The following is a 23,695-nucleotide window of genomic DNA, read 5'->3' on the forward strand; positions in this document are numbered from 1 at the left end:
CTAATTCATCATTAATCCTGAATAAGAAGTGTTAGATAGTATTATAAAATTCTCCGTAAAGAACAAGTTCATTATAGGCCTTATGACCTTGTTACTCATCATCTGGGGGGTATGGAGTGCCACTAAGATCCCAATTGATGCCCAGCCTGATATTACAAACAATCAGGTCCAGATTATTACGCTCACGCCGACTTTGGCAGGACAGGAAGTGGAACAACTGGTTACATTTCCTATAGAGCAAAGTATTGTCAATCTTCCTAAAGTAGAAGAAATCAGAAGTATTTCAAGATTTGGACTCTCTGTTGTAACGGTTGTCTTTGAAGACCAGCTCGATATTTATTTTGCCAGGCAATTGGTTAGTGAGAAGCTCAAAGAAGCTCAGCAGCAGATTCCGCAAGATATAGGAATTCCCGAGCTTTCTCCTGTAAGCACAGGTCTTGGTGAAGTGTACCAATATATTCTGCATCCTAAAAAAGGAAGTGAGGCTAAATATTCTGCTATGGATTTACGCACCATGCAGGACTGGATTGTTGCCCGTCAGCTCTATGGCACGCCCGGAGTGGCCGAGGTGAATAGTTTCGGTGGTTTGCTCAAACAATATGAAGTGTCCATTGACCCTGATCGCATCAAGGCCATGGATGTAAGTATTTCCGATGTCTTTACAGCACTTGAAACCAACAATCAAAACACCGGAGGTGCTTATATAGACAAAAAGCCCAATGCGTATTTCATCCGGGGAGTAGGTCTGGTAGGCTCACTTCAGGAGATCGGAAATATTGTTGTTAAAAATACCGGAAATATCCCAGTGTTCATTAAAGATGTTGCCCAGGTTCAGTTCGGACATGCCACGCGGTATGGCGCGATGACCTACAATGGCCAGGTAGATGCTGTGGGCGGTATTGTCATGATGCTAAAGGGTGAAAATAGTGCTGCGGTGGTTAAGCGCATTAAAGAGAAATTACCAGTAATTCAACAATCTTTACCCCAGGATGTTGTTATTGAGGCTTTTTTGGACAGAACTGACCTGGTGAACCGGGCTATCAGCACGGTACAGAAAAACCTGATTGAGGGGGCCTTGATTGTTATTTTTGTACTGATTATTTTTCTAGGAAATATCAGGGCTGGATTAATCGTTGCCTCAGCGATACCCCTATCGATGCTATTTGCCCTGGGTATGATGCGTTTGTTTGATGTGAGCGCAAATTTAATGAGTCTGGGAGCTATTGATTTTGGATTGATTGTAGACGGTTCTTTGATTGTCGTTGAGGCCACAATGCACCATTTGGGCTTACGCAAATCAACCCACAAGCTGAGCCAAGATGAAATGGATGAGGAGGTATTTGAGTCGGCAAGAAAAATCCGAACAAGTGCTGCATTTGGTGAAATCATCATTCTTATCGTCTATATTCCTATCCTTACTTTGGTGGGTATAGAGGGAAAAATGTTTACGCCAATGGCACAGACCGTTGGTTTTGCCATCTTAGGCGCATTGATCTTATCCTTTACCTATATTCCGATGATGAGTGCCTTGTGTTTGTCTAAAAAACAGGTAACCAAAAGGAACTTTTCTGATAAAATGATGGACTATCTCCAAGGTCTTTATAAACCGTTGTTAGAAAAAGCTATACGCCTTAAATATGTCGTTATAGCCATTGCCCTTGGACTCTTTGCAATCAGTCTTGTTCTTTTTTCAAGGATGGGTGGTGAGTTTCTTCCAAAATTAGGGGAAGGGGATTTTGCATTTCACTGTATCTTGCCACAAGGAACATCGCTTAGCCAAAGTCTGGAAACTTCCATGCAAGCATCCAGAATTATTAAAGAATTTGATGAAGTAAAAATGGTTGTAGGCAAAACTGGGGCGGCCGAGGTGCCAACCGATCCGATGCCTCCGGAGGCAACCGATATGATGATTATTCTAAAACCACAAAAGGAATGGAAAACAGCTAAATCCTATCAAGAACTCTCGAATGAAATGATGGAGAAACTGGAAGTTATTCCAGGTGTATTCTTTGAGGCGAACCAGCCGATCCAGATGCGTTTTAATGAATTAATGACCGGTATCAGGCAAGACGTTGCGGTGAAAATATTTGGTGAAAACCTGGATTCATTGTTGATTTATGCCAACAAGGCAAAGGAGATTATTCAATCTGTAGAGGGGGTGAGCGCGCCACAGGTAGAACGTATAGCTGGACTTCCTCAAATTAATATAGAATACGATCGTACCCGGATAGCGAATTACGGCTTGAACATACAACAGATTAACGACATCCTGAGTACCGCCTTTGCCGGTAAGGTGGCCGGCGTGGTGTATGAAAATGAGCGTAAGTTTGACCTGGTGGTGCGCCTTGATAAACAGCACCGCGGATCCATTGAGGATGTGAAGAATCTTTTTATTCCTCTTGCAAATGGGGAACAGATCCCCCTTGAACAGCTTGCCAATATTGACTACAAATTAGGTCCTGCACAAATTAGTCGTGAAGATGGTAAGCGTAGAATATATGTAGGTTTCAATGTTCAAGACAGAGATGTTGCTAGTGTTGTTGGCGAAATTCAGGATAAATTAGCCGAGCAGGTTAAACTGCCTTCTGGATATTATTTTACCTATGGAGGTCAGTTTGAGAACCTACAAAAGGCAACCAACAGGCTGCTGATTGCAGTGCCTATCGCCTTACTTTTAATATTTATCCTTCTGTATTTCACCTTTCGCTCTTTTAAGGAGGCTATTTTGGTGTATACGGCTATTCCGATGAGTGCCATCGGAGGAATATTTGCCCTATTAATTCGGGATATGCCCTTTAGTATCTCGGCAGGAGTGGGATTTATTGCACTTTTTGGAGTTGCCGTGCTAAACGGAATCGTACTGATCGCCACCTTTAATAGATTGGAAAAGGAGGGTTGGAGCGAGATAATTCCCAGAATTATGGAGGGAGCAAAAACTCGCCTAAGGCCTGTATTGATGACAGCGGCGGTTGCCAGTCTAGGTTTCTTACCCATGGCCTTAAGCAGTAGTGCTGGAGCGGAAGTACAAAAACCGCTGGCAACGGTGGTCATCGGAGGTTTGATTTCGGCAACTGGCTTAACTTTGTTCGTGCTTCCCCTGTTATACCTTGTGTTTATGAAGAATAGTAAACCAGCAAAAAATAATAAAATGAAAACGATAATTCCCCTATTGTTGCTTTTTGTGTTCTTGGGTTTATCTCAAAAAAGTACAGCACAAAACTCAATCAATATAGACAAGTCGATCGAAATTGCACTAGAGAATAATCCCGAAATCCGTTCGAAAACCTTGGATATTCAAGCCACCCAAAGTCTGACAAAAACAGCATATGAATTACCAAGAACCGCTGTAAACTATCAGTTTGGAAATAATGAAGGTTTTGAATACAATGATGGTTTCCAGATTTCGCAAACCATACCTTTTCCGAGACTCTTTGGAACAAAGAAAGAGCTCATCAAAGAACAGATCAAGGGTCAGCAGTGGGTAAAAGCCTTGAGCGAAAATGAGCTAAAAAAACAAGTACGAACCTATTTCTATCAATTGGAATACTTCGTGCATTGTTCTTCCGTTTTAAGCCATCTGGATAGTATATATGCGGACTTTATCCGTGTGGCTGAACTGCGTTATAAGACAGGAGACATCGGTAAATTAGACCTCAATATGGCCATTACCAAAAAAGGAGAAGTTGATTTATTGTTCCAGCAAAACGAGGTTTTTCGCGAAAATGCTTATCAGAACCTTAAAAATTTAATGCAGATACAGGATGACTTTATCATTGAATCCACGAAGGAGTATGCTCCCCTGCTATTGACTTCCGTAATGGATAGTTCAGCGATACAAAACCACCCCCGCGTTCAATTGTTGTATCAGGAGGCTAAAATCGCTGAACAAAACCAAAAATTAGTGCGCGACAACAATTTGCCTGATTTTACGCTCGGTTATAACAATGTATCCTTAGTAGGCTTGCATACTAAAAATGGTGTGGAGCGATTTTACGGCAGAGATCAACGGTTTAATTCGTTTGAAATCGGTATTTCTGTTCCGCTTAGTTTTGGGGCTAGCAAAGCAAAAATACGTTCTCTTGATTATCAGAAGCAATCTCTAGAAGTGAATTCCCAGTGGCAGAGACAACAAATCCATAGCGAGCTCACCGGCGCACTCAAACAATACGAGCAGAATTTAGCGCAGTTCACCTATTTTAAAAAGCAGGCACTGCCGAATGCCGATGAAATTATTGCTGCAGCAAATCTGGGCTACAGCAGCGGAGCTATTTCCTATGTAGAGTATCTATTTGCGTTACAGACTACAGCAGATATTCAGCTTAATTATTTAAAGAGCATTCAACAAATCAATGAGGTTGTAACGCTTATCAATTCATTAACCAATAAATAGACAGAGAGTATATGGAACAGATCAAAAATAAGTTAATCTTCAGCAGTATTGCCTTTGTCGCTTTGTTTGCTTTTAACGCATGTACAAATGACCATACACCAGATCAGGAACATAACCATGGAGGGAAAGAAGAATCAGCCCCGCATCAGGAACACCAAGACGGTACGGCCACCCTTAGCGATGAGCAGATTAAAGCCGTGGGTATTGAGATTGGACTAATTGAACAAAAACAATTGTCGGCCACTATGAAGATAAACGGGGAACTAAGAGTCCCTAACAGCCATAGAGCACATGCAACTTCGCTGTTTGGGGGAATCATAAAATCATTGAATGTAGAAATAGGAGACTATATAAAGAAGGGCCAGCTTATTGCAAGTATTTCTAATCCCCAATTTATAGCGGTGCAGGAAGAATATTTAAGCCTGAATAGCCAGATAGAATTCGCAGAACAGGAGTTTGCCAGGCAAAAGGAACTAAACCAGGGAAACGTCGGCGCCAGAAAAAACTTGCAAAGTGCAACGGCCGAATTGAGTACACTGAGAACAAGAAAGGCATCCTTAAATAAGCAGATCCAGTTGATGGGAATAAATCCAGCTTCTTTGTCAAACAGCAATCTAAAGTCCTCATTGGTTATTACCAGTCCAATAAACGGCACAATAAGCGAAGTGTTTGCCAAAATTGGGAGCTATGTGGACGTGTCTTCCCCGATTGCCGAAATAATAGAAAACAACGCGCTTCATCTGGATTTACAGGTATTTGAAAAAGATATTCCACGGGTAAAAATTGGTCAAAAAATTAATTTTGTAGTCACCAACAACCCGGATAAAACCTACACGGCTCAAGTATACAGTATTGGCTCTTCCTTTAGCGGAGAGAGTAAAACGATTGCCGTTCACAGCGAAATCACCGGAGATAAAACAGGATTGATTGATGGAATGAATATAACGGGAATCGTCAGTTTAGATGATGTTTTGACGCCTGCAGTACCTAATGAGGCCATTGTTAATGCGGACGGTAAGTATTATATTTTTTTGGTAGAAGAACAGAACCAACAAGCCCATGAACATACAGAAGGTGAAACCGCAGATCATGACCACGATCACAGCCAGGAGCATCAAACTCGTTTCCAGCGGGTAGAAATCACAAAAGGACCTTCTCAACTAGGTTATGTAGCCTTTACCCCGGTACGAGAAATTCCAGAGGGTACACATATCGTTGTTAAAGGAGCATTTTTTGTGAATGCAAAAATGAATGATACAGGTGAGCACGCGCACGCGCATTAATACAGATTCCAATGAAGAAGAACATTGAACAAAAGCTCTTGCAAAAGAACACCAATCCAACGAGTATGCGAATTCTGGTGTATGACTTGCTGGAACAGCAGAGCGTGGCTATGTCCTTATCAGAACTCGAAAATCATTTTTACAAAGCGGACCGGGTCACTATTTATAGAACGTTGAAGACTTTTGAAGAAAAGGGAATCGTTCACGGTATTCAGGAAAATAATACGACCAGGTATATCTTATGTAACGATGGATGCGATGAAAAAACCCATAAGGATTGGCACTTACACTTTTATTGCAAGATTTGTAAACAGACCACTTGCAAGGATGATTTTATAATTCCTGAGGAAACAAACCAAGCATACCGGATCGATGAAATAAGATTATCTGCTAAAGGTATATGTGCGGATTGTTTAAAAGAGAGTTTGCAATAACATTGCAAGCTTCTCTTGCTTATTTTTGTAACGAAGATGCATGCTTAAAGTGAAGTGTGATGGAAATTTGAAACAAAACGCTCCAATACGAGCACCGTGATGGCTACCAAGCCAAAAAAATAAAGGCGATTGGAGGATTTGTTTTTTGGAATAAGTTAGATTTAAAGAATAATCGCGAAAACCAATACAAAAGGGAAAGAAAAAAGAACATCAAAAATTAAGGGAATGATACATACCGATAAAAATCATAAACATATCTACGATGAACACGGCCGGCAGATGTGCTGCTCGCAGGAAGAAAAGATCTATAGTGAGGCGGGGGCCAAAGAATTAGTTGATGAACACGATCGAGAACCTCATAGCCACGCTGATGGGCATGTGCATAGCCAGAAGGGAAATAGTTCCTTTGCCCTGTTTTTGCCCAGTATACTTTCCCTGGTGCTGTTATTGCTCGCTCTTTATTTTGATTATGTGCTAAAGCCAGAGTGGTTTGACGCCTGGATCAGAGTAGTTTGGTATGTACTTGCTTATGCCCCGACCGGACTTCCTGTGCTTAAAGACGCTGTCCGGAGCATCCGCAAAGGGGACTTTTTTTCGGAGTTCTTTTTAATGGGCATTGCGACTATTGGTGCATTTGCTATTGGCGAATACCCAGAGGGCGTTGCAGTGATGTTATTCTATTCAGTTGGCGAAGTGTTTCAGACCTTGGCGGTAAAAAGAGCGAAGTCAAACATTAAATCTTTACTCGACCAAAGGCCCGATGAAGTAACGGTTTTAAGAAACAATGAACCTTTCAGGGTAAAGGCAGAAACCGTAGCGATTGGAGAGGTTCTGCAACTCAAACCTGGAGAGCAATTAGGGTTGGATTCGGAACTCATCTCCCAGAGTGCATCCTTTAACACGGCAGCCTTGACCGGAGAGAGCAAGCCTGACACAAAGAACAAAGGCGAGATTATTTTGGCCGGAATGATAAATCTAAATACCGTATCCCAGGTAAAGGTTACAACCACATACAGCGATAGCAAATTAAGCAAGATTTTGGAACTGGTGCAAAATGCCACGTCGCAAAAAGCGCCAACGGAATTATTTATCCGAAAGTTTGCTAAAATCTATACCCCTATTGTTGTGCTCGGTGCCACGATGATTTGTTTTCTGCCTTATTTTTTTGTGCGCGATTATCAGTTTACGGACTGGTTGTATAAGTCTTTGGTGTTTCTGGTTATTTCATGTCCTTGTGCACTAGTCATTTCGATTCCCTTAGGCTATTTTGGAGGTATTGGTGCGGCCAGTAGAAACGGAATATTGTTTAAAGGGAGTAACTTTTTAGATGCCCTTGCCACGGTCCAAAATGTCGTTATGGATAAGACGGGAACCATGACCGAAGGTGTTTTTAAGGTGCAACAAGTTGTTTTTGATCCCGCGTTTAATCAGGCAGAAATCCTTCAAATGGTCAATGCATTGGAGAGCCATAGTACGCATCCGGTAGCCACCGCCATTCACCAATACCTTGGAAAGCCAAACCATGAAATTCAATTGGAAAATACGGAGGAAATTGCTGGGCATGGATTAAAATCAACCATTAACTCAAAAGACTTATTGGTCGGCAATTTCAAGCTGATGGATAAGTTCGGGATATCCTACGATTTGGATCCGAGTTCTATTGTTTACACGACGATTGCGGTTTCCTATGACCAAAAATTTGTTGGTTATATCACCATTGCGGACAGCATAAAAGAAGATGCAAAGCAAACCATCACCCTATTGCACAAGCTAAATGTTAGAGTCACGATGCTTAGTGGCGATAAAAGCACCGTTGTCAAAGATGTGGCCAGGCAGCTAGGTATAGATGATTCTTTTGGCGATCTGCTTCCCCAGGATAAAGTAGATCGTGTAAAAGAAATCAAAGCAAATAATCAGACTGTTGCTTTTGTTGGAGATGGGGTAAACGATGCCCCTGTGGTGGCCTTGAGTGATGTAGGGATTGCAATGGGTGGATTAGGAAGTGATGCGACCATTGAGACGGCTGATGTGGTCATACAAGATGATAAACCGAGTAAAATACCGATCGCCATCACCATTGGTAAACGGACGAAGAAGATTGTTTGGCAAAATATTGCCTTAGCATTTCTGGTAAAAGGCTTTGTATTGGTATTGGGTGCATCAGGATTGGCCACGATGTGGGAAGCGGTATTCGCCGATGTCGGTGTAGCTTTGTTAGCCATACTAAATGCGGTCAGGATCCAGCGGATGAAGTTTTAATTGCTTCGCTAATAAATAGTGTTAAATCAATGAGCAAGCAAATACGATGTATCCACAGGATAAAGATTTGAATGCAAGTCTGACTTTACTAAAAATACGTTTCAAAATTGTTTCACTTTCCTGGTGGGGGCATTCCTCCAATTCGGTCTAATTTCCGCGCATAGGTAGCGGTACTAGTAACCATTTCTTAAGTCTTTTCTCATTCCAGGATGACAAGTATGTTTATAGGTCATAATCCACCATTCTTAATGATGAGAATAGCCATCATTAAGAATGAATCAGCCTGTTAATGGTGATTAAAACCAACAAATTAACACAAATCAAATTTTGATTCTATCGCTGAATCTTGCCCAAAGGTCTTCTGTTTTCTCCTGGATGCGCTGTCAGATTATCCCCCAGATCTCGCCTTGCTTGCTGAGCTAACTCCTGTAAGTCACGAACAACATCTGGATTCTGTTTGATGACATTATAACGCTCTCCTGGATCCCTTCTTAAATCATATAAGGCCAGAGAATCCTGAGTACCCTGACTATAGGCACCTGCATAGCCGTCATTACCAGGTAATACCCCTTCATAAGAACGATATTGATGTGGAAAAACTAGTTTCCAATGTCCAATCCGTACAGCTTCCAGATCATTCTTATTGTAATAATAATAGAAGTTCTTCCTGGGGCTAGTGCCCTTACCTTCCATAACTGAAAGAATACTCACCCCATCAATTTGATGATCAGGTAATTTCGCTCCTGTTATTTCGGCCAAAGTTGGCAAAATATCAATCGTACTGCTCAAGGTATTATTCACTTTTGCTTTTGGAATAACACCTGGCCAGGACATGATGCTAGGTAGGCGAGTTCCGCCTTCCCAACTCGTTCCTTTTCCTTCTCTGAGTCCTGCGGTAGACCCACTATGGTTTCCATAATTCATCCAAGGCCCATTGTCACTTGTAAAAATAATAAGGGTATTTTTATCCAGACCATGTTCTTCAAGCGTTTCTACGATCTGTTGCACACTCCAATCAATTTCCATCATCACGTCTCCATATAAACCTTGTTCACTCTTTCCCTTGAATTTAGGGGAAACAGCAATTGGAACATGCGTCATGCTATGGGCTAAATAGAGGAAAAAAGGTTCCTTTTTATGTGATTTGATAAAAGAGACCGCCTGCTCGGTATAGCGCGTTGTTAGCTGCGCTTGATCCTGAAGTGTTTTTACACTCATCACAGTGTCAGGCACGTTTTGACCCTGTTTGGTTTGTAGTAAAGGAAGAGTCGGGTAAATTTTATATTTGAAATGATCTTTTGCAACGGGTTTGCCATCATACCCCACAGGCCACATGTCGTTGGAATATGGAAGCCCTAAATAGGTATCGAAACCTTGCCGGGTCGGTAAAAATTCCGGCTCATTTCCCAAATGCCACTTGCCAACCATGGCGGTCGTGTAGCCTACAGTTTTGAGCATTTCTGCAATGGTGATTTCCTGCGGATTCAGGCCTTCACCGGCGTTGGGACTAAATGCCCCATACATATTCATTCGATTTGGATAAGTACCTGTCAAAAGGGCGGCTCTTGAGGCCGTACAGGTTGCTTGTGGCGTATAGAAGTTTGTAAATCTCATTCCATTCGCTGCTAATTTATTCAGGTTGGGCGTTTTATAGCCAACAGCACCATAACTCTCTAAATCACCATACCCCATATCATCCATAAAAATGATGATAATATTGGGTTTGTTTTGTCTGTTCTGCGCGGAAGCAAGTGTACAGATTAAAAAAAATAGGGCGGCACTAAATAATTTATTCTTCATAAAAAACAGCAGTTGGAATTTCCGATTAAATTAGGGTTTTATTCCCTCTTTTTTGAAAATTTGGTCCTAAGATTAAAAAATAAAATTCCTAAAAAAATCAAAACCACCAAAATACCCCAAAACATAGCGATTGGAAAAATGAACTAACCTAAAATTAGCGGGAAGAAAATATACATCTGATCGTTAATAAATTCATAATATCGGGTTAATGATCTCCTAAATTGCTATTCCTATGTTTGCCCCAAACAAATTATTAACCTTATGAGATTATCTCTACTTCTTCTATTTAATTTTGTATGCTATATTTCCTTTGCCCAAACAACTGTTTTGAGAGGGAAAATTATGGATAGCAATGACAGCTTTTCCCTGCCTGGGGCAGCTCTTCGTATCGAAGAAGGCAATAGATACACCATCTCCGATGTCAACGGAAACTTTGAATTTCTCAATCTTCCGGTAGGTAGCTACACCTTGAGGATTGATTATTTAGGGTATAAACAATACGTTCAAACAATCAAAACGACTACTGATGTCCTTGAAATCTATTTGGAATCAGCAGTCAATACGTTAGCTGAAATTCAAGTTATCGGTGAGATGGCTAAAGGCCAAGCAAGGGCTTTGAATCAACAGAAAAACAACAACAATATCACCAACATTATCTCCTCTGATCAAGTTGGACGTTTCCCCGATCAAAATATTGGGGACGCTTTGAAGCGTGTTCCTGGCATTACTATGCAAAACGATCAAGGGGAAGCCAGAAACATCATTATACGTGGCCTATCCCCAGAGTTAAATTCCGTTACACTGAATGGAGACCGAATCCCCTCCGCCGAAGGGGACAACAGAAATGTCCAGATGGACCTAATTCCCTCTGAGATGATTTCTTCTATTGAGGTGAACAAAACCTTAACTCCAGATATGGACGCTGATGCAATTGGTGGCAGTGTTAACCTGATCACCCGGGTTTCGCCAAATAAGCAGCGTATTTCCGCTACCTTAGGTGGTGGCTATTCCCCGATTCGGGAAAAAGCAATTTATAATGGTTCGCTCATTTATGGCAATCGTTTTATGGATAATAAAATAGGCATGATATTAAGTGGAACGATGCAGACTAATGATTTTGGATCCAATAATATTGAAGCCGAATGGGATCAGGATGAAGGAAATGTTTTCTTAAAAGAAATGCAGATCCGTAAATATGACGTTACCCGCGTTCGTAGGAGTATTTCTGGGGCTTTGGATTACGAGATTAACGCCAAACATAGAATAGCATTGAATGCGATGTACAATTGGCGTGATGATCGGGAAAACCGCTTTGCGGCCAAATTTTCTGATTTGGAGTATGATGCCAATGCAAAGAACTATAGTGGTGAAATAGAATATGAAACTAAAGGCGGTATTGATAACGCTCGAAACAAAGGCCGCCGCTTAGAGCGTCAATCTGTTATGAATTTCTCACTCCAGGGAGAACATTTATTGCTTCCTACTTTAGACATGGACTGGTCAACGTCCTATTCACGCGCTTCTGAATGGAGACCTAACGAACGTTACATCTCCTATGTTCGTGAGGATGTCCAATTAAATGTCGATGCAGCGGATACCTATCTACCCTTTGTGAGCAATTCGAATAATGATCTCTCTAGTTTTGAATTGAATGAGATTACCGAAAATGAAAACAACACGCATGAGGACGAATTTGGGGCTAAATTAAATTTTCGTCTCCCGTTTACCGTAATCGATGGGCAGAAAGGTAGAATTCGCTTCGGTGGCCGCTTGCGGATGAAAACAAAAGAAAGAGATAATAATTTCTTTGAATACAGTCCATTAACAGGATTTGATAATATGGCGGCATTGCCTTTGCAAACTTGGGATGCCAAAGGTTGGGATCAAGGAGAGAAATATGCAGCTGGATCGTTTGTCGATAAAAATTATCTGGGTGGGTTAAACTTGACGGATAAATCTCAATTCGAAGAAGAAGCCAATCCCAAAGAATACTTATCTCAAAATTACCGGGCTAAAGAGCATGTTTTTGCAGGATATTTCCGCTGGGATCAAAATATAACAGAACGTACGGCATTGATATTAGGTGCTCGAATTGAACATACTAAAATTAACTACACCGGTAATAATGTTGTTGATGAAGAGGAATTGGCTGGTGAGATCAACACTAAAAATAACTACACCAATATTCTTCCTGGAATTACCTTAAAACATAATTTCGCAACTAACTTCATCTTGCGTGCAGCAGTCACTACAGGCTTAGCCAGACCAAATTATTATGCGTTGGCGCCATATGTCAATTCAAATCTGGGTGATAAGGAATTATTCGCTGGAAATCCGAACTTGAAAGCTACTTACTCCTGGAACTATGATATCATTTTGGAACGTTATTTCCAAAACGTAGGTCTCCTATCAGGGGGAGCTTTCTATAAGAACCTGAAGAACTTTATTTATATGTATAACGATAGAAGCTTTACAGCGGATCGTTTCCAGGAGGTTTTCCCAACCTTGGATAATCCGGTTCAGGCAGGTGAGACATGGGATTTTGCGCAATTCAGAAACGGAGATAACGTGGATGTATATGGTTTTGAGGTAGCCCTACAAAGGCAACTGGATTTTCTCCCTGGATCTTTCCTTCAGGGGTTTGCAGTATATGCTAATTACACCTTCACCGAGTCCAAAGCAAAGGGAATCGCTGGTGAAGACGGTGTCTTACGACAGGGACTTGGGCTTCCAAGGACAGCTCCACATATGTTGAATGGCTCCTTATCCTGGGAAAATACCAAGTTCTCTGCGCGAGTTTCAGCAAACTATACGGCGGCTTATTTGGATGAAATTGGCGATGATGCTTTTACTGATGCGTATTATGACAAGCAGTTTTTTTTGGATGCAAACGCGTCGTACAAAATTACAAAAACGCTTCGAGTTTATGCAGAGGCCAATAACTTAACAAACCAACCGTTACGTTACTACCAAGGAGAAGTACAACGGATGCGTCAATTAGAATATTATAAACCGCGTTATACCTTAGGTCTTAAGTTCGACCTGTAATCAAACAACTCATGAAAAAACAGTTCATCATATTTAGTTTAACAGCAGCAGTACTCTCTTCGTGTGTCGATAAATACGCGAGTGTTGCACAGAATGCGTTAAAACCGACGATAATTACTGAGGTCGTACCTAACGATACGGATGACCCGGCGATTTGGGTAAACCCTACCGATAGCACGCATGTCATTGTGATCGGTACCGACAAGCATGAAAAGACAGGAGGTCTTTATGCGTACGATACGCAGGGAAAAATAGTGGATAAAGTCGTTCCATTAGATCGACCAAACAATGTAGACATTGCTTATGGTTTCAACTTGGGGGGTAAGAAGATTGATATCGCTGTTCTTAGTGAACGTGGAACTGATAGAATTAGGGTATTCAGTCTACCTGATTTAAAACCGCTCGACAACGGTGGTATTCCGGTTTTTGAAGGACAAACAGAAAGATCTCCAATGGGGGTTGCGTTGTATAGTCAATCCGATACAGCAGGAAATAAAATCTTTGCAATTGTAGGCAGGAAAACAGGACCGGCTGGTGCTTATCTTTACCAATACGAACTTCAGGATAAAAATGGCGTGATTGTGGGAAATAAGGTTCGAGAATTTGGTGATTTTAAGGGGGGTAAGGAAATCGAAGCAATTGCAGTAGACAATGAATTAGGTTATCTCTATTACTCCGACGAAGGATTTGGCATTCATAAATACTATGCTGATCCGAGCAGAGGGAATCAAGAGCTCGCAGTCTTCGGACAAAAGGATTTCAAAGAGGACCATGAAGGTCTAGCAATTTACAAAACAACGGACAGCACGGGGTATATTGTGGCATCCAACCAGCAAAATAATTCATTCAATATTTACCCAAGAGAAGGAGATACAGACAATCCTCATCAATACACGCGTATTGCGGAGGTTCCTGTCTCAGCAGTTGAATCCGACGGAGTAGAGGTCATCGCTATGCCTGTTGGTCCTCAATTTCCGAAAGGCATGTTGGTCGCAATGAGCAACGGGATGGTATTCCACTATTATGATTGGCAAATGTTCCAAGACATAATTGATGGCAAAAAACAAGAAGGCACCAATTAATAAAAATAATTGACACTTCCGTACCAAAGCAGCAAAGTGACCTCCATGATTAATTCTCTCGTAACGAATTAACTGGATTCGCTCCTGCGGTTCTAAGCGCCTCCCATCCAACAGTCAACATCGCTATCGATAATGCGGATAATCCTGCGGCGGCGAACATCCACCATTGGATTTGAATATGGTATGCAAAATCTTCTAGCCATATATTCATGGCAAACCAAGCAACGGGAGTAGCTATTGCAATAGCAAATAGTACGAGTTTCATGAAATCTAAGGTCAATAAGTAAACGTACGACTACCCACATACGCTTAGGCGATGAGTCGGTTTCCGCAGCATTTTATGAATGGTTATATTCTTCGAAAAGTTTTGTGCGGCTTTTTCAATGGCTAAACGATCTTTTTATACCTCGAGTCAATTGATGATATTTACTTACAGATTGTCATGTTATAGGTAGTCCAAGTTTCTCCGTTCATTTCCACCTGGGTTTCAAAGCCGGGATTAATTTCAAAGCCTACTCTTTTGTAGCTAGCAATAGCGTTGTGATTCCAGTCAAAAACATTTAAATCGACCTTTTCAAACCTAGTCGTCGTAAATACACGATCTAGTAAACTTCTTATGATCGCTTTTCCTATTCCTTGATTTCTGACGGAAGGGTCACCTACTAATATTCTTGAGAGTCGGGGAATCTCATTTTGGAGATTAAGCTCACAATGTCCCACGATTTGTCCCGTTGAGAGTAGTCGAACTTTAAAAACTTGCCGTCTCGGATCACTGGTATAGTTCAGTAGCTGCTCCCGGGTTAATGGATAAGTAAATATCGGTCCAGCAAATTGAATCATTTCTTCTTTATTTTTGATCCAGGAAATAAGTCGCTCAAAGTCTTCTTCTTGAAATTCTTGTAATTCGATCATAAACTTTACTATAACAAAGAATAACGCCTGTTATTCGAAACCAATATACAAAATGTTTTTCTATACACTGTTTCAATCACCTACTCCGTGTCAATGGCTGTTTACATCATTTAGTTTTCGGAATCCAGGCAATCCATCTGGTCTAGGTAGTTGCTTGAATCCATTTATACACAATATCTTGCAGTTTTGATTTAGATTGCTCTATATCGTTTATGTCCTTAAATGAGAGGATTGCTCTATCGTTCTCTTTCCAGAGCAATAACCCTGAGTTATCCTCAATGATTCTCTCATTAGGTTGGGTTAATTTTTTTGCACCTCTGTGAAAAATTAGTTGAATTTGTTTTGCAGGATGAATTCTCATCGTTATTCGGTCCTGGTCCCCAAAACAGTAATTCGGTCCATTCCATTTTATGTTTTCGGTGATTCGTTCATCAGCGTTTAATATCGTCTGTCGTAACTGTTCTATTTCAGCCCTCAAGGGATGATCCAATGCATCAAGAAATTGCGTAGTATCGGGATTTAGGTTGCCCATAATTTTTTAGGTTTTGTTTTTTATCGCTCCTACCCGGAGCATCAGAGATGTCTAATCTTTTTTGTAAAACCCACAACAGGTACAATAGTTTTATTTTGGTTCGAGTTTTAAGTTACTGGAGAAGGATGATTAGCTTTTAGTTCTATGTTGTTTATGAAATTAAAGATGGATTTGATAAATTCTTTATTTTGTTCATAATACAGGATATGCCCCCCGTCGATCTGATGTATTGTTTGATTTGGGAAATTAAATGCATTAAAATGTGCCTCTCCGATGGCATGATCTTTTTTTCCGCTAATCACTAAAACAGGTGTAGGAATTTTATTCGTGATTTTTGTATAATCTTTTAGGTATTCCGCTATAGATAATGCTTGTTGAGCAAAAGCAAATTTACTGGGGTTTGCGCTGTCTATTTTGTGAAGTATATCGATGTTAGCTTTCGTATCTGAAAGTAGTTTATAAATTAGCTTTTCCTTGATAAATTCAGCCTGTACTTTTCTAAAGGTTGGGATTATTTGCAAAGAATCACTTGCTGTATAATCTGTCTTTAAAAGGTTGTTCATATAATCGATTTGATTCTGAAGGGAATAACGAATATTTAATGTTGCATTCGCAAGGATAATTCCTTTAACATGGGAAGGGTATTTCAATGCATAGTTTGCCGCTAAAACTCCGCCAAAAGAATGTCCTATTAGATATATTTTATCGGCATGATAACTTTTTCTAATCAATTCAACATCTTTAAGCATTCTTTCAAGCGAGTAATCATCATTTTTAGAACCTTCGGAACGCCCACAACCTCTTTGATCATAATAGATCATGGTAAGCTCACGTTCTAAATTATTTCCTCCAGCACTCTCAAACGATTTACTCCAAGCTCCTGGTCCACCATGCATGAAAATAGCAACGGGTCCATTTCCTGATTTCTTAGTGTATAATTTGATTTGGTCATCCGTAGTCACATAATGAACTCCTGTTGGAGCTACTTGGGCGATAAGAGGTAGACTGCTTGTTAAGATCATGATCAAACAAGAAATCAATGAATAGATGGTATACATTTTATATGTTTTAATTTGGGCGGAATCTTGTTAAAGCTTCCTGTTCGTCTTGCGAATTGTGATATTGTGAAATTAGCAATATTATTGTAAATTAGAAATAAGCCTGTTTTGTACTGCTCGAGCGTGAAGCGTTGCGGGCAGTGATGAAGGCTCATTTCGTCTGCAACGTTATTTCAAGCCTAAGGCAAGGGGATTAGGGTAGGGTGTCAACGCGCATACACCAAATAGTATTTTTGTTTTGAATTATTTATCTTTAACTCGAGTTAATCGCATCTGCCAATTATACGAAATACAAAAGATGAAATCTCCTATAGAAACCCTTACCCTGGAAAAATTGAAAAATGGAGATCTTGATTCATTCAATGAGATTTATTATCAATATTCTCCCAAAATCTATATCAGATTGATGAAACTGGTGAAAGAGCAGACCGTTGCCCAGGAAATCTTACAAGATGTGTTTACCAAAATATGGCTTAATCGGGAAAAAATAGATCCCGCTAGCGGGTTTGTGTCGTTTTTGAATCATATATCGGATAATCTGGCTATGGACTTTTTCCGAAAAGTACAACGGGATAAGGCCTTGCAACTGAAAATCTGGGCCTCAGCAGTAGAACTGTATTACCATACCGAAGAGGAAATGTTCTTAAAAGATAGTCGCAATATGCTCTCAAAGGCAATAGAATCTTTGAGTCCTAAACGAAGAGAAATCCTGATGCTCAATAAGTTCCAGGAAAAAAGCTACAAAGAAATAGCAGATGAACTTGGTATTTCAGTCTCTACGGTAAGCAATCAATTGGTAAGTGCCCTAAAGGATATCAAGGAATATATTCACAAGAATTATCGTAACGAATACATTATAAGCTTTTTAGCGGCATTTTTATTTAAATTTTAAAAAAAAGTAAAACAGCGATAGTGTGATTTCTTTTGCCAAGCGTATAGATAGGGAAAATGCAGCAATGTGTTGAACTAATTATAAACAGTTTTGCAGGAACAATTCTTTAAAGATCAATTAAGGAGGTATATTCACAATAACCTCGATTTACAGGACTATGAAGCTTTCTTTGATGAAATGGCCAGGGTCGACCCTGAGCAATGTCAACAGTGGATAGCCGAGCAGCTCGAACAGAGTAAGGAGCAAGAGGTCCAAGTGATTTCCATACCTGATCTCTCTGAAGTCCATAAAAAAGTACTTAACACCATCTATACCATTGATCCTCCGAAAGCTGGTCGTGTGCGAAAGATTAGCTATTGGACTTGGGCCAGTTGTGCGGCCATCCTATTGTGTACTCTTTCGGTACTCTATACATTTGATTTTTTTACCGAAAAAAAAACCCAAGATACCCTTTCTGCTTTGAGCTGGTATGAGAATCCGCATTCCTATTCCATTAGCACCTTACTTCCTGATAGTTCTACCGTGATTCTGTATCCGAATGCCAAAATTAGCTTTGAGAACACCAAAATGGGTAGCCGAGACATTCGGCAACTTACAGGTAAAGTCGTCTATAAAGTTCGAAAGAATCCAAGATCACCTTTTCGCGTCAATTATAAGGGGTATGTTACGAGCGCATTGGGTACAGTCTTTAGTATTGATCCCAAAAGCAATGAAAATGTCCTGATCAAATTGTTGGAAGGAAAGATTTCTGTAGGCCCCATGAATGGAGCGACAGAAAGTTTGGTGTATTTGGATCCAAATGAAGAGGTATTGATCGATTTGCGTTTGCATCAGATGGTCAAATCTTCAGCGCAGGAACTGATAAAGTCCCGGACGGCCCGTGCTGACAAAAAGCTGTCTGAACTTATTCCTGATTTAAGGACTAAAATAGAATGGAGCAGTGAGACAGTAAGATTTAATCAGACAAAGAATACACAACTTCTGCAAGTTATAGAAGGACTCTACGATGTATCCATCGTCTGTGAAAACCCAGAACTGTTAAACAATTCATTCACCGGTGGACTCAGTCGGAAAGAACCCCTGGAAACATTCTTTACCAATTTCTGCCAATTGAATGGCTGCAATTTTAAACTAGATGACGGTATTGTGCATTTGAGCATTTCCACAAGAAAGGAGGAACCCAAATAAAATACCATACTTAATCGCATTAAACCAGCGTATTTTTTAAACCTTATAACCAATATAAATAATTATGAAGCCTATTCTAATCAAATTAATGCTACTGGGACAACTGTTCCTGTACTTTTCGACTGGGTTTGCCCAATCCAACGTCCAAGTCAATGGAAAGGTCGTGGATGCAGAGGGCAAAGCACTGCCCGGGGTTACCATTGACCTGATTCGCGAGAAGACGAAAAAGAAATTAAATTTCATAGCTGACAACGAAGGATTGTTTGTCCTTAATCCATTGGTCACTGGCGAAAAATATTCTATTTATGCCCATTATTTGGGCTACTCCGCAGACTCTATCAAAAATTTTGTCGCTACAGCTACCAGCAAAAACATTATTCTTATCCGATTAAAACCCAATACGGCCGAAATCAATGAAGTCGTGGTGGTGGGGTATGGTGTTCAGAAAAAAGTCAATCTAACGGGAGCCGTTTCTGCTGTCTCGGGAGATGATCTGAACAACAGACCTGCCGGACAAACCTCATCTGCATTACAAGGATTAGCGTCCGGGGTAACCGTCACCCAGCGGTCCGGTAAACCGGGTTCTGACGGGGGAGATATTCGAATCCGCGGAATTGGAACTCTCGGAAATTCTAATCCATTGGTTTTGATAGACGGTATTGAAGGTTCAATGAACAATATTGATCCCAATTTGATTGAAAACATTTCTATCCTGAAAGATGCCGCCTCATCTTCCATATATGGATCCCGAGCCGCCAATGGTGTAATATTGGTAACCACCAAAAGAGGAACCTCGGACAAGGTGGCCATTTCCTATACGAATTATTTCGGTTGGCAGTCCGCCACCAATATGCCTGAGATAGTCAATGCCCTGGACCACATGTTGCTGACCAATGAGGCTTATACCAATGTAGGTGCTAGCGCCTTATATCCAGAGAAGATTATTGAGGCTTATCGCGCGCAAGGGAATGGGAGTTCTGATGAATACCCCAATACCGATTGGCAAAAAGAGGCCCTACAGGGAAATGGATTTCAAAATAGTCATTTCCTTACGGTTAATGCCGGAACAGATAAAGTTAAAATGTTGACATCCGTGGGTTATTTTGACCAACAGGGTCTGACCCTGAACAGTTCGTTCAAGCGGTATACCATTCGAAACAATATGGATGTCCGATTTTCCGACAAACTTGCTTTGAAATTTGACTTTCAATATGTTAATCCCATTGTCCAGTCTCCAGCAGCTCGAATCGAAGAGTTATTTCAATGGATGAGTAGTATCCCGGCCAACCAGACTTTTAGAAATTCAAATGGCACTTGGGGACTTGGGTGGAATGGTAATAATCCTGTCTCGGCAGCGGCCGATGGAGGTCTTGCCACCAATAAGAGTCCATTTGGAAGTATCAATGCCTCCTTAATCTATAAGCCAGTAGAATGGCTGAGCGCAGAGGTGAATTACGCACCTAAATACGCGACACAAGTCAACAAGAATTTTCGTAAAGCCGTACAATCCTACTTCCCTGATGGTACGCCAAGTTTTTCTGTCCCGGTAAGGTCGTCTTTGACGCAGTACAATAGCCAAGAGCTCTTTAACAATATGCGGGCTACCTTAACGTTCAATAAAAACTTTGGTTCGCATCAATTAACATGGTTGGTGGGCGGTTCGCGTGAGGATTACAGGGTTGATTATACCCAAGGGTTTAGGGACACCTATGTACTTCCTGAATATGAGGTGCTTGATGCCGGATCTGCCTTGAACCAGGCCGCCACCGGAAGTGCTTCGGATTGGGCCTTGCAATCTTTGTTCTCTCGGATCAACTATGTAGTAAAAGATCGCTATCTTCTCGAACTCAATGCCCGTTACGATGGTTCATCGCGTTTTGCTAAGGGGAATCGCTATGGCTTTTTCCCCTCCGTGTCTGCTGGATGGCGTTTTTCGGAAGAGGAATTCTTCCAGGGCGCTCGCGGATGGTTGAGCGAGGGTAAGGTCCGCGCATCATGGGGGAAACTGGGAAATCAGAACATAGGGACATACCCATCTGTGGCCGCCTTAGACATGGGATCGTATACCTTAGGCAATGGTATTGTTAATACCGCGGCACTTAATGACATGTCCAACCCTGATATTACCTGGGAATCGACTGTTGAACAGAACATCGGACTCGACCTGACGTTATTTGATAGGTGGACTTTTACGGGTGATATATACAACAGAAAAACAAGCGATATTTTACTCTTATTGGACATCCCATTGATTATAGGATTGAATAAACCCTACCAAAATGCAGGTGTTGTCGAAAATAAGGGTTGGGAAATTGCAATGGGTTATAGAAATGACCCCGCCAAAGCATTTCGATATCATTTTAATTTTAACCTCTCCAATGTCAACAACAAAGTCCTTGATATGCGGGGTGTCAATCAAACAGGTCTTACGGTTAATCGGGAGGGGTATCCTATTAATTCTATATTCGGTTATGTCTCTCAAGGGTATTTCCAGAGTGAACAGGAGGTGGAAGGTCATGCTACTCAATTTGGCACCTTGGCACCTGGTGATTTGAAATACAAAGATCAAAATGGTGATCAGGTCATCAACGAATCTGATAAAGTCATCATTGGAAATACTATTCCAGGATTTACCTATTCATTGAGCTCGAATTTAAGTTATAAGGGAGTTGATTTTAGCTTCATGTTACAAGGGGTGGGTAAGGCCGATGGATATTTATATGGAGCTGGTATTCAGCCTTTCACTACGACAGGTGCCATTGGAGGTACCATTCGGGAGGACAACAAGGATCGCTGGACACCAGAGAACACCGATGCTAAATACCCACGTCTGGCTTTCGGAAAAAATAACAATCAACAGGCCTCTCAATTTTGGATGAGGGATGCATCCTATCTTCGTTTGAAAAACGTACAGCTGGGCTATACTCTTGATGCACAAAGCTTGAAAGCGATTGGAATTAGCAGGCTCCGTCTATTTGTCAATGGATCTAATCTGTTCAGCATGGACAAATTCTGGGAAGGGTATGATGTAGAAGCACCTATTGGGTATGGTAATTTTTATCCTCAGGTTAAGGTGTATTCCTTTGGTTTAGATGTTACGTTATAAAATCAGAAATTATGAAAAATCTATATAGATACGCTTTGAGTATAGTTATCCTGGGGGTGCTATTTTTAACAGGAGCATGTGAAAAATATTTGGACCGATCACCACTGAACGGCCCTACTGATGAGAATTACTTTGCCAATCAAGAAGAGTTAACCTTAGTGGTTAATGGATTGTATAGTGCGCTGGTTTTCCATCCAACGGATGAGATGCCTATTAATTTGACTCTTGATGCCGCTGCCGATATTGGTTGGGATCGAAATACGTCTGATCTGCAGGCTGTGGGCCGTGGGGATTTTGATAGCAATAATGGATATATCAGGAATATATGGACCAATTCCTACAAAGTAATTGGTAAATGTAATTTTATCCTGGACAATATCCATAAGCTGGACGGCAAGATGGACCAAACGCTTCAAAAACGCTATAAAGCTGAAACCCAATTTATTCGCGCCTATGTTTATCAATACCTTATCGATTACTTTGGGGGAGTACCTCTGGTAAGCAGCAGTGTGAGCCTTTCAGATGCAAATATTCCCAGAACCTCAAAAGCTGAAGTTGCAGATTTTATTCTAAAGGAACTTGAAGATGCTGCTGCGAATTTGCCAGAAAGCTACGGTGGAACTGATAAGGGACGTGCTACAAAGGGTGCCGCGCTTGCCATTCGTGCCAGAGCTGCCCTTAACAATGAACTTTGGGAACAAGCTGCCGCTTCGGCAAAAGCGGTCATGGACTTGGGGATTTATAGTCTACATCCGGATTTTGGTGAATTGTTTACCTATGATGGAGAGGCTTCCCCGGAGGTAATTTTTGCGTTCCAATACCTCCGCCTGCAAAAAACCAAAACACACAGTACAACACGTGCATTTATTTCTCGAAATGGACAAGGTACCTCCAACAAGATTCCATCGCAATCCATTGTTGATGCCTATGCCTGTATCGATGGATTGTCTATCGAGAAATCACCTAAATATGATCCTAAGAAACCTTTCACTAACCGTGATCCACGGTTAGCATACACGATTGCACTTCCTGGTTCAACATTTTTTGGCTTTCAATTTGAAACCCATAAGGACAGCCTTTTATGTTGGAATTATAACTACAACACATCCACACCGACCCGAATCAAAAATCAAGACGCAATTAATGCTTATGCGACCTTTTCAGGCTACTGCTGGAAAAAATATGTCGATCTAAAGGATAAGGATTTTACCATGGAATCGGAGTTAAATATTATCCAAAGCCGTTATGCTGAGGTCCTATTGATCTATGCCGAGGCAATGATTGAATCCAATAAGATTGATCAAAGCGTCTACGATGCCATCAATGCCATCAGGACTCGTCCTACGGTTGATATGCCGGTTATCGAAAATGGACAGTCACAAGCACAGCTTCGGGAGATTATCCGTAAAGAAAGACTCTATGAACTGGCTAATGAAGGATTTCGAATGGTCGACTTAAGACGATGGAAATTGGCCGATAAAATGATGAATTCAACCTTCTATGGACGCATTCCTCGGGGATTGCTCTCCAATGCACCTACCATTGATCAGGATGGAAAGGTGAGCTACCAACAGGTTGCTAATCAGAAAGACATGCGGGTTATTGAGATTCGTAAATTTGATCCGAATAAACACTATTTATGGCCTATACCGAATATTGAAATTGTAACCAATACGAATCTGGAACAAAACCCAGGCTATTAAACCAAAAA

Annotated in this window: 15 protein-coding genes; 10 read left to right on the forward strand and 5 right to left on the reverse strand. The window is 41.0% G+C overall.

Annotated features, from left to right (window positions below):
• Positions 1–28: 28 nt before the first annotated feature.
• The 4 genes from AC6CHH_RS12715 to AC6CHH_RS12730 all read left to right on the forward strand — a co-directional run bounded on the left by AC6CHH_RS12715 (position 29) and on the right by AC6CHH_RS12730 (position 8,366).
• A complete protein-coding gene (locus AC6CHH_RS12715; RefSeq protein WP_498283424.1) occupies positions 29–4,390 on the forward strand; it encodes a CusA/CzcA family heavy metal efflux RND transporter in 4,362 nt (1,453 codons plus the stop codon).
• 11 nt (positions 4,391–4,401) lie between these two features.
• Complete coding sequence (locus tag AC6CHH_RS12720; protein WP_498283426.1) at positions 4,402–5,673, forward strand: efflux RND transporter periplasmic adaptor subunit; 1,272 nt, start codon at positions 4,402–4,404, stop codon at positions 5,671–5,673.
• Between the two features lie 11 nt (positions 5,674–5,684).
• Positions 5,685–6,107: a Fur family transcriptional regulator gene (locus tag AC6CHH_RS12725; protein ID WP_498283428.1), complete on the forward strand. Its 423-nt coding sequence runs from the start codon at positions 5,685–5,687 to the stop codon at positions 6,105–6,107.
• 279 nt (positions 6,108–6,386) lie between these two features.
• Entirely contained in the window at positions 6,387–8,366 is a 1,980-nt protein-coding gene (locus AC6CHH_RS12730) for a heavy metal translocating P-type ATPase (protein ID WP_498283430.1), read from the forward strand.
• Between the two features lie 333 nt (positions 8,367–8,699).
• On the opposite strand, the gene AC6CHH_RS12735 is transcribed toward AC6CHH_RS12730, so the two are convergent.
• Positions 8,700–10,166: a sulfatase family protein gene (locus AC6CHH_RS12735; RefSeq protein ID WP_498283432.1), complete on the reverse strand. Its 1,467-nt coding sequence runs from the start codon at positions 10,164–10,166 to the stop codon at positions 8,700–8,702.
• Positions 10,167–10,427: 261 nt separating this feature from the next.
• Between AC6CHH_RS12735 and AC6CHH_RS12740 the strand changes: the two genes are divergently transcribed.
• Positions 10,428–13,214 carry a TonB-dependent receptor gene (locus AC6CHH_RS12740; RefSeq protein ID WP_498283434.1) on the forward strand — a complete coding sequence of 929 codons (2,787 nt, stop codon included), beginning with the start codon at positions 10,428–10,430 and terminating at the stop codon, positions 13,212–13,214.
• A gap of 11 nt (positions 13,215–13,225) precedes the next feature.
• Positions 13,226–14,296 (forward strand): phytase, encoded by a 1,071-nt coding sequence (locus AC6CHH_RS12745; protein ID WP_498283436.1) that lies wholly within the window; start codon positions 13,226–13,228, stop codon positions 14,294–14,296.
• A gap of 49 nt (positions 14,297–14,345) precedes the next feature.
• On the opposite strand, the gene AC6CHH_RS12750 is transcribed toward AC6CHH_RS12745, so the two are convergent.
• The 4 genes from AC6CHH_RS12750 to AC6CHH_RS12765 all read right to left on the reverse strand — a co-directional run bounded on the left by AC6CHH_RS12750 (position 14,346) and on the right by AC6CHH_RS12765 (position 16,798).
• Positions 14,346–14,561 (reverse strand): ABC transporter permease, encoded by a 216-nt coding sequence (locus tag AC6CHH_RS12750; protein ID WP_498283438.1) that lies wholly within the window; start codon positions 14,559–14,561, stop codon positions 14,346–14,348.
• A 161-nt stretch (positions 14,562–14,722) separates the two neighbouring features.
• Positions 14,723–15,208, reverse strand: a complete 486-nt coding sequence (locus AC6CHH_RS12755; RefSeq protein ID WP_498283440.1) for a GNAT family N-acetyltransferase — start codon at positions 15,206–15,208, stop codon at positions 14,723–14,725.
• A 142-nt stretch (positions 15,209–15,350) separates the two neighbouring features.
• A complete protein-coding gene (locus AC6CHH_RS12760; RefSeq protein ID WP_498283442.1) occupies positions 15,351–15,740 on the reverse strand; it encodes a DUF1801 domain-containing protein in 390 nt (129 codons plus the stop codon).
• Positions 15,741–15,847: 107 nt separating this feature from the next.
• Entirely contained in the window at positions 15,848–16,798 is a 951-nt protein-coding gene (locus AC6CHH_RS12765; protein WP_498283444.1) for an alpha/beta fold hydrolase, read from the reverse strand.
• Between the two features lie 298 nt (positions 16,799–17,096).
• Here AC6CHH_RS12765 and AC6CHH_RS12770 point away from each other — a divergent pair, with 298 nt between their 5' ends.
• From AC6CHH_RS12770 to AC6CHH_RS12785, 4 genes are all read left to right on the forward strand, one after another.
• Positions 17,097–17,690: an RNA polymerase sigma factor gene (locus tag AC6CHH_RS12770; RefSeq protein WP_498283446.1), complete on the forward strand. Its 594-nt coding sequence runs from the start codon at positions 17,097–17,099 to the stop codon at positions 17,688–17,690.
• A gap of 90 nt (positions 17,691–17,780) precedes the next feature.
• The gene (locus tag AC6CHH_RS12775) at positions 17,781–18,878 is read left to right on the forward strand and encodes a FecR family protein (protein WP_498283448.1); all 1,098 of its coding nucleotides are present in this window, start codon (positions 17,781–17,783) and stop codon (positions 18,876–18,878) included.
• Between the two features lie 64 nt (positions 18,879–18,942).
• Complete coding sequence (locus AC6CHH_RS12780; protein ID WP_498283450.1) at positions 18,943–21,984, forward strand: SusC/RagA family TonB-linked outer membrane protein; 3,042 nt, start codon at positions 18,943–18,945, stop codon at positions 21,982–21,984.
• 11 nt (positions 21,985–21,995) lie between these two features.
• Complete coding sequence (locus AC6CHH_RS12785) at positions 21,996–23,687, forward strand: RagB/SusD family nutrient uptake outer membrane protein (RefSeq protein ID WP_498283452.1); 1,692 nt, start codon at positions 21,996–21,998, stop codon at positions 23,685–23,687.
• Positions 23,688–23,695: the final 8 nt, after the last annotated feature.

It is taken from the genome of Sphingobacterium sp. GQ94 (genome assembly GCF_059758715.1).

Excerpts from the sequence above, each read along its gene's own strand:
- AC6CHH_RS12720 (WP_498283426.1), top strand. The coding sequence starts at position 4,402 with ATGGAACAGATCAAAAATAAGTTAATCTTCAGCAGTATTGCCTTTGTC.
- AC6CHH_RS12780 (WP_498283450.1), top strand. The coding sequence starts at position 18,943 with ATGAAGCCTATTCTAATCAAATTAATGCTACTGGGACAACTGTTCCTG.
- AC6CHH_RS12735 (WP_498283432.1), bottom strand. The coding sequence starts at position 10,166 with ATGAAGAATAAATTATTTAGTGCCGCCCTATTTTTTTTAATCTGTACA.
- AC6CHH_RS12725 (WP_498283428.1), top strand. The coding sequence starts at position 5,685 with ATGAAGAAGAACATTGAACAAAAGCTCTTGCAAAAGAACACCAATCCA.
- AC6CHH_RS12765 (WP_498283444.1), bottom strand. The coding sequence starts at position 16,798 with ATGTATACCATCTATTCATTGATTTCTTGTTTGATCATGATCTTAACA.
- AC6CHH_RS12740 (WP_498283434.1), top strand. The coding sequence starts at position 10,428 with ATGAGATTATCTCTACTTCTTCTATTTAATTTTGTATGCTATATTTCC.
- AC6CHH_RS12755 (WP_498283440.1), bottom strand. The coding sequence starts at position 15,208 with ATGATCGAATTACAAGAATTTCAAGAAGAAGACTTTGAGCGACTTATT.
- AC6CHH_RS12745 (WP_498283436.1), top strand. The coding sequence starts at position 13,226 with ATGAAAAAACAGTTCATCATATTTAGTTTAACAGCAGCAGTACTCTCT.
- AC6CHH_RS12770 (WP_498283446.1), top strand. The coding sequence starts at position 17,097 with ATGAAATCTCCTATAGAAACCCTTACCCTGGAAAAATTGAAAAATGGA.
- AC6CHH_RS12750 (WP_498283438.1), bottom strand. The coding sequence starts at position 14,561 with ATGAAACTCGTACTATTTGCTATTGCAATAGCTACTCCCGTTGCTTGG.
- AC6CHH_RS12730 (WP_498283430.1), top strand. The coding sequence starts at position 6,387 with ATGTGCTGCTCGCAGGAAGAAAAGATCTATAGTGAGGCGGGGGCCAAA.
- AC6CHH_RS12760 (WP_498283442.1), bottom strand. The coding sequence starts at position 15,740 with ATGGGCAACCTAAATCCCGATACTACGCAATTTCTTGATGCATTGGAT.
- AC6CHH_RS12785 (WP_498283452.1), top strand. The coding sequence starts at position 21,996 with ATGAAAAATCTATATAGATACGCTTTGAGTATAGTTATCCTGGGGGTG.